This is a genomic window from Pseudovibrio sp. POLY-S9, from assembly GCF_001431305.1.
Lineage (GTDB): Bacteria > Pseudomonadota > Alphaproteobacteria > Rhizobiales > Stappiaceae > Pseudovibrio.
In genome coordinates this window covers 151,685-158,435 of the sequence record NZ_LCWX01000260.1, presented here as the reverse complement: position 1 = coordinate 158,435, position 6,751 = coordinate 151,685, and the positions used below count along the sequence as shown (strand labels likewise).

The following is a 6,751-nucleotide window of genomic DNA, read 5'->3' as shown; positions in this document are numbered from 1 at the left end:
TCCGAAGAGGCTTGCGAACTTACCTATAATCAGGAGGCCATCGCAAAATTCATCGAAGCTAATGTCTCCCCTGCAGACATGGAGTTCGCAGGCGACCTGGACATGGTCACAGAGAACAAAAAAGACGATCTTTACGAAAGCTCTGCGAGTAAAATCGCCACGCATTGCATTCAAATCAAACGCACTGCCAAGCATTACGGTCTCATCGACTAAGGAGCTTACGTCATGTCTATGGATGAAGAAGACCTCAGACTTCGTCAGGAAACACAACAAACTCTGCAAACTGCCGGCAACCTCTTTCGCATCGCACGTCGATGTTTTGCCGTTGCATCCTTTGTTTTGGGTGGCTGCGGTTTCCTTCTTGCGTATCTCGGCTGGCAGGATGGCTATACCGAGGTCGCATTTGCGTTTGGTATACCCGGCCTGATCTGTGCCGCAATTGGTCGCATTATCTGGCCCGGCGATCTTACACTTGCTGAAACTGGAAGCCTGACCATCCTCAGCGTTATCATCCCGTGCTTTCTGCTTTGGCGCTTTTTCCCAAGCTACGTTGATGTGCCTGGAGCAATTGAAGAAGCAGGAGGGGGGGATGCACTCACCATACCAGCCATTGCTTGCATAGCCGTGCTGCTTTGGGGTTTCCGCGATATGCTGAATGCACGAGAAAACTAGCATCCCTCACGCTCCTCTAAAGGATCGAGACGCTCTTTCACTTCAGCGCGTAAGGCGGACTCCGTTCGCCGTTCGCCTTTGCGCTTTAGCTCATCGCACACATTTTGAGTAAGGCACGGCCCAACCAGCCCGGCTGCTTCCACGCCGTTGGCGTAAAGCCAGGCCACCTCCTCCTGAACCACACTGAAGGCCTCACATTCACCAATCTCGCGCCCCAGGTTCTCAAAGAACCAGCTCGGGAAAGCTTGATGAACCTCACCATCCAGCAGATTGCCGGCTGCGGCTTTTCCAACTTTTCGAACCGCACTCCAACGATCATGACCGCTGGCGTCCTTTGGATAGTCATCTGCAAGTGCTGGAGGCGACACGGTGCGCCCATCCCATGCAACAGCCCAGGACTTTTCGTCGGACTTAAAATCGGAGCCTGGCTTGAACTCGCCCCATTGTTTGAAAAAGAAAGGGACACCGGAAGCCATACACTGCGCCCGCAACTCGCGGAACCATTCCGGATGTGCAGGTCTGGCCTTGGCGCCACTTTCACCGCCAGCGATGACCCAATCCAGCTTGTCCTGGTATTCATCCATACCAGTGACAAGCCCGGTCAGAGCATTCTGGTAGCAGACCGGAGAGTACCTGCGATCAAACGCCTGCCCCGTAACCGCTTCCACATACTTCGTCAGGTTGAACCTGGTGAGGCTCAGCGAACCTAGCAGCGGCTCAGCACTCAGGAAACGCATCTCGGCGCGGGTGTTGAGCAGCTCAAAGATCCGATCCTCTGCAAGCTCCCGACTTTCAACAGAAACACCCAGCGCCACATTGGGCAGCGGCCAGGATCGCAAATAGATATTGTCAGGGCAATCAACCGCCCCAACACTCTCAACCGGCATCAGTTGATCAAGGTTCTCATTGGTCAGCCCCTTGCACTCGCGCTGGACGTGATAGTCCATCACCTCGCGAGCGACCTTTAGACGCCGCTTTGCAATGGGGTTGCAGTACTCGCGCATACGTGTGGCGCGTTTGGTCAGGATCAAATAGCGGTGCTGCGGCGTCATCGCCATAACGGCAAACACCTTTTCAAGCCATTCCTCAGGAACGGACTCGTGAAACAGATCCCCCATGGAGTTGACGAAGAAACAGCGCGGTTTTTTGCAACTCAGCGGCGCGTGAAGCGCTTTTTCATTCAACCGCATCTTGCCGTTAAACACCGGGCCCGCCTTGCTCTCATCAGTCAGCCCCTTGTAAAGCTCTGTGTGCTTCAGGCGCGTGCCTGCCATTTTCATGGCGTAACAGTTGGTGCAGCCTTTGGAAGCTACCGAACACCCCACGATCGGGTTCCAGGTCTCGCCTTTAAAGCCGGCAGGATGTGTCCATTCAATCTTGGTCATGCGGACGCCTCCATATCGAATAGAGGACCCATGTCCTGATCTGGGGTTGCAACAGCGCGTTTGCGTTCATCTGGCCCCATCCAGTCTTGAAGAACTCTTTCGCGAGCAAGCTCAGCATAGTCAGGGTTCAGCTCGATCAGTGTTGGCTCACAGCCAAGGCGAAGCGCCACAAGCGCGGTGGTGCCCGCACCGCCAAACGGGTCAAGCACCTTCCCCCCTTTGGGGCATCCCGCCCTCAGGCAACGCTCAACCAACTCTGGTGGGAATGTCGCAAAGTGAGCACCGGGGAATGGCCGCGTGGCCATGTTCCAAACTTCTGGCTGCGCCGGCTCATAATTGCGCAAGTTGCGGCCATTGGCTCTCTGCTCCTCAACGCTCATTTGATCCCAACGCGCATTAAAACCAGCGTGCGGTCTTACATGCCCTCTTTTGCGAACTTTTGTATTGCCGACAGTCTGCCTCGCACCCGCTCGCCCTTCAGAGTAATAACCACCACGAAAACCGCGCGCGTCTTCATCTCCTGCCCGGCCCTGGCGAACATTGTCCGCCTCATAGAAGTACTGAGGAGACTTGGTGACCAACCAAATTTTTTCGTGCGCATTCGCAGGACGATCCCTTACACTTTCAGGCATAGGGTTTGGTTTTGCCCAAATGATCTCAGAGCGAACCCACCAACCAGCATCTTGCAGTGCGATTGCCAATCGGTTTGGCACCATGCAAAGATCCTTGGGCTTCAAGTAACCGCCCGCGACCACACGTCCGCAATGATTAGACCCTTCATTGCTTCGCTGCTTGCAGGCACCCCCTCTACGGTCTCCATGTTCTTTGCCTGGATCATAGATTGGCCCAATCGTAGAGAACGGCTTTTGCGTGAAGGTACGGTCATCACTACCTGTTCGAATTCGACCTGAATTATCTGCCTTATGTCCTGCAGGTGTGGTCGCGTAGCAATCACCGTAGTTGATCCAGCAAGTGCCCTCCGGCTTCATCACACGGCGCACCTCCTCGAACACATCAACCATAAGCCCGAGATGCTCGGCTAATGTCGGCTCAAGCCCGATCTGCCCTTCAACACCATAGTCCCGCAGCCCCCAGTAGGGCGGCGATGTTACAACGCAGTCATAATGATCAGTCGGCAAGCTACGCAGCATAGACAACGCATCCCCAACCAGAATCTCAAAGGAAGGCGCACTCATGCCACAGCCCTCCGAGCGGTTACCACCTTACCCGGAGTGGGCAGTCCAACCTTCTTGCAATATCGATACACCGCTCGTGTAACTGAAGGGCCACCTGAGCCAACCAACGCACCGATTGCATCATAGCTCAGGTTAAACTTGCATTTCAGGCCATGGTAAAAGAAACCACGGCAGAAGAAGTCGCGCTCGCTCTTGCTGTTATAAGTAAAGAGCCGTAAAACCGGCGCATCAAGCATACGCGCTACTTCAACTGCGTATTCCTTCAAGTCTTCCGGCAATTTCTCAAACAGCTTCAAAGGCTGGCCTTCAGGCGTATCGACTGGAGATTGCACTGGGTGCAAGGCTTTACCACCAACCACCGGAACCCCGGAAAGAACGATACGCTCAGCCTTTTCTGTCTCAATAACGTTCTCAACATCAGCGATTGAGCAGCCGTATATATTCGCGATGCCACGCGGGCTCATCCTACGCTTGCGGCGTTCCATGATTTTTGCACGAATTGTTGGGGAGTAGATCATCTAACAGACTCCTGCTCGATGACTTCACAAGTCTTGTCCATCTTCACAGCGATGCTGATTAGGTCTTCAATTTCCTTACGCAAGTTATGGCTCTTTATCTCCGAGGCGGAGACCTTGCCATCATCTTTCAAGCACTCACCAACGCGGGAGACTACATCCGAGAATTCTTTGGAAAGCTGCCCCATATTGCCAACCCAATCAGGCTCAGCAGCCTCTCGCGGAAGCTTTACCAGTGCGTAGCCTGAAAGGCTTGCAAGGACACGCGTGAGCAACGGGTCACAAAGCTCGTGCTCCAGATCGGCAATCACATCCACCGGCATACTATCATCAGCATCAAGCTTCCCATAACGGGAAAGCTGACTGGCAGAAACGCGAGTGACCATAGCAGACGCGTCAACACCACCATTGAGTTTCACCAGCTGCTTTGCATAGCTGGTAAGCCGGGAGTAGGCGGCAGAGGACAACGTGCGTACATTACGTGAGCAGGACATGCAAAAAAATCCTCAAAGTTATCGATGACAGCGCTCAGGCAGTCTTGCAGACTGCCTGCCACAACCCGATCCACGCGATGGATCACTCCAAGCAGCGGAGCTGAGCTGATGCAGGCAAAGAAATGGAATTTGGAAGAGATGGAGAGCAACGCTCATCGGCAACAAAGCGAAAGCGGGAGAGAAGCAGTCAACGCGCATCGGTTTGCGCGCAGCTTTATGCTCAGCGTGAGGGAGGCAAGAATTAGAGAGGAGAGACATGAGTGCCCTCCTCTTTCTTCTCATCGCGGCGCTTCCAGTTGAATAAGTAGGGTGGAAGTGGCTCAGAACGGCCCAGCTCTTTCGCCAGCTCAACCATTGGCAAATACCAAGATGCGGGAATACCGCGGGCACAGGCAGCTGACAGCGCTTTATCACTTACCTTCAACTTCTTCCGAAGTGCAGCTCGACCCAATACAGCAAAGAGTGTTTTGATTTGCGTATCCATGCACACTAAAAAGCTACTAAATGTAGCATTTGTCAAGGATACATTTTGAAATTTCTACATTTAGTAGATTTATGCGACAGTGCGGCCATGGATAAGACCCCAAAACAATTTCAGGAAATCGGTGAAAGACTTCGCAAAATTCGCGAGCATACCGGTCTCAATCAGCAAGAGTTCGCTGAGAAGCACGGCTTCAATCGCACTAGATATAATCATTGGGAAAACGGCATCAGGAGAATATCACTCGACTGCGCCTATGTAATTCGAGAGACCTACGATATCACTCTGGACTATATCTATCTTGGAAGAGAAGCCGGACTGCCACAAACATTCCTGCACTCCATCTCAAAAAAATCCTGACAGAAAGTGAGGGCTGCCCCTCACTCGACGCTAGTGAACTTCTTTAATGCGACACAAGTTCAAACACACAATTGCTGCTGCAACATCTGACAGCCCAATGGTTAGATCACATATATAGTCCAAGGACAGTCCTGTAAGCCTAGCCGTACAAGTTAAGATTTCAATTCTAATTTCAGAAAACATTCCGATACCTCAATACTATCATTAAGCACCTGCAACATATGCAAGGCACTTAAATGCACGCACAAAAGCTTAAATCGTCGATAAACTACCCGCCCTTCTCACCCGTTCTTTTAATACAACTTTAACGTGATAGACTGCGCATCGCACTGTAGAAATCAGGAGTGATTCAATGTCAAATTTAGTAAAGCTCATTGGCGTTCTTGCCTTTGGCTATTTCGTTTATTTCAACTTCTACCCGCAATCTGACCTAACAGAAAATGCACAAGCAGAAGAGCTAAGTTCTGACGAACTGATACCTCTACAGCTACTCAAGGCCCGAAACACCGGAACAGCCACACAGCGGCGCGCACGCATTAGCTTGATCGATATCTCCGCAACACCATCTACAGCAGAGGCCCGCGCCAAAGCAGCTACAACAATCGCCCGAGAAGTAGGACAACAAGCTAATTTGGACTACATTGACGTTTTTCTCTACGCACAAGGAGTGGAAAGCGGCCCATTCACGATGAATGTAGCTACAGCCAGATACACGCTGAACATTGATAAAATTCCATTCTCAAATGTCACCTGGGACATAAAGGCAAACGACTTCTCATTCACCGAGAAAGACATTCAAATAATCAACACATGGGCAGCTCTAAGGTCACAGCACCTTGATAACGAGGGTTTCCTGAATGAGGACACTCTCAAATCACACATTGCGAGAGTCTTGGAAATTGAACTAGAGGAAGCCCAAATCCCCTACCCTCCAATCTCTACCCCCAAAGAATACATCGGCATCAAACCAACCGACGACTACAAGCATTTAATCTCACAAGCAGTCCAGCTTGTAAGGCAATGAATAGCGAACACAATTCAAAAGCTACATTTTGTAACATTTGATATTGACAAGCTACATTTTGTAGCTTTTACTTACCTCCATCAGCAGTTCGCTTTTGGAGGTTTTTTTTCATGTCGAATACAGCCACCCGCACAAATAACTCCCAGTCTTGGCAGCAGCCCTACGAAGACGCGATAAACACCCTAGACGGTGCTGCGTTGGAGGCCAGAGGCTATTGCATCGAAAGCCCACTACCTCTGGCCTACCAGATCAAACTCACAAAGATCAGGGAAATGGTTTGCGAGCTGGCAGATCTGGATCCGCGCAACGGGAGTGAGCCTCTGCAACTTATCGTAGAACACTCGCAACCATCCAAAGAAGTGCTTCTGCCCTTCAAAATCGGCGACCGTGTTTTCTGTCGCCACCTGCGCACCACCGGCGAAATCAAATCCATTGCCCTTGCCGCCGACGAAGACCCTCAAGCCCGCATCCTCTCCTTGTACAACGGCAAACTCTCCTACAACTGGGTCAGCATGAACGACCTGGAAGTGCCACGCGGAAGACTGGAAGAGCCCCACTCAGAACCAATGAACGGCGCCACCGCGCAAGCTGCTCTAAGTCAAATTCCACTGCTCAATCCGACCT

10 protein-coding genes are annotated in these 6,751 nt (G+C 51.7%); 5 read left to right on the top strand and 5 right to left on the bottom strand.

The annotated features are described in order from the left end of the window. On the top strand, positions 1–213 hold a 213-nt coding region (locus PPL9_RS32660; RefSeq protein WP_057466090.1), incomplete at its 5' end, for a hypothetical protein. A 12-nt stretch (positions 214–225) separates the two neighbouring features. Then, positions 226–672 (top strand): hypothetical protein, encoded by a 447-nt coding sequence (locus PPL9_RS29750; protein WP_057466089.1) that lies wholly within the window; start codon positions 226–228, stop codon positions 670–672. Here PPL9_RS29750 and PPL9_RS29745 read toward each other — a convergent pair. From PPL9_RS29745 to PPL9_RS29725, 5 genes are all read right to left on the bottom strand, one after another. Beyond that, complete coding sequence (locus PPL9_RS29745) at positions 669–2,057, bottom strand: phage Gp37/Gp68 family protein (RefSeq protein WP_057466088.1); 1,389 nt, start codon at positions 2,055–2,057, stop codon at positions 669–671. The two genes, PPL9_RS29750 and PPL9_RS29745, sit on opposite strands and share 4 nt — an antisense overlap. Continuing rightward, positions 2,054–3,253, bottom strand: a complete 1,200-nt coding sequence (locus PPL9_RS29740) for a site-specific DNA-methyltransferase (protein WP_057466087.1) — start codon at positions 3,251–3,253, stop codon at positions 2,054–2,056. Before PPL9_RS29740 ends, PPL9_RS29745 begins: the two co-directional genes overlap by 4 nt. Beyond that, positions 3,250–3,771, bottom strand: a complete 522-nt coding sequence (locus PPL9_RS29735) for a hypothetical protein (RefSeq protein ID WP_057466086.1) — start codon at positions 3,769–3,771, stop codon at positions 3,250–3,252. The genes PPL9_RS29740 and PPL9_RS29735 overlap by 4 nt, the downstream gene beginning before the upstream one ends. Continuing rightward, positions 3,768–4,262, bottom strand: a complete 495-nt coding sequence (locus PPL9_RS29730) for a hypothetical protein (RefSeq protein WP_057466085.1) — start codon at positions 4,260–4,262, stop codon at positions 3,768–3,770. Before PPL9_RS29730 ends, PPL9_RS29735 begins: the two co-directional genes overlap by 4 nt. Positions 4,263–4,503: 241 nt before the next feature. Next, positions 4,504–4,746 carry a hypothetical protein gene (locus PPL9_RS29725; RefSeq protein ID WP_057466084.1) on the bottom strand — a complete coding sequence of 81 codons (243 nt, stop codon included), beginning with the start codon at positions 4,744–4,746 and terminating at the stop codon, positions 4,504–4,506. Between the two features lie 87 nt (positions 4,747–4,833). Here PPL9_RS29725 and PPL9_RS29720 point away from each other — a divergent pair, with 87 nt between their 5' ends. From PPL9_RS29720 to PPL9_RS32655, 3 genes are all read left to right on the top strand, one after another. After that, positions 4,834–5,103, top strand: coding sequence for a helix-turn-helix transcriptional regulator (locus PPL9_RS29720; RefSeq protein ID WP_152986870.1), 270 nt, complete (start codon positions 4,834–4,836; stop codon positions 5,101–5,103). Between the two features lie 352 nt (positions 5,104–5,455). After that, complete coding sequence (locus PPL9_RS29715; protein ID WP_057466082.1) at positions 5,456–6,127, top strand: hypothetical protein; 672 nt, start codon at positions 5,456–5,458, stop codon at positions 6,125–6,127. A 110-nt stretch (positions 6,128–6,237) separates the two neighbouring features. Further along, a partial coding sequence (locus PPL9_RS32655) for a hypothetical protein (RefSeq protein WP_057466081.1) occupies positions 6,238–6,751 on the top strand: 514 nt, incomplete at its 3' end.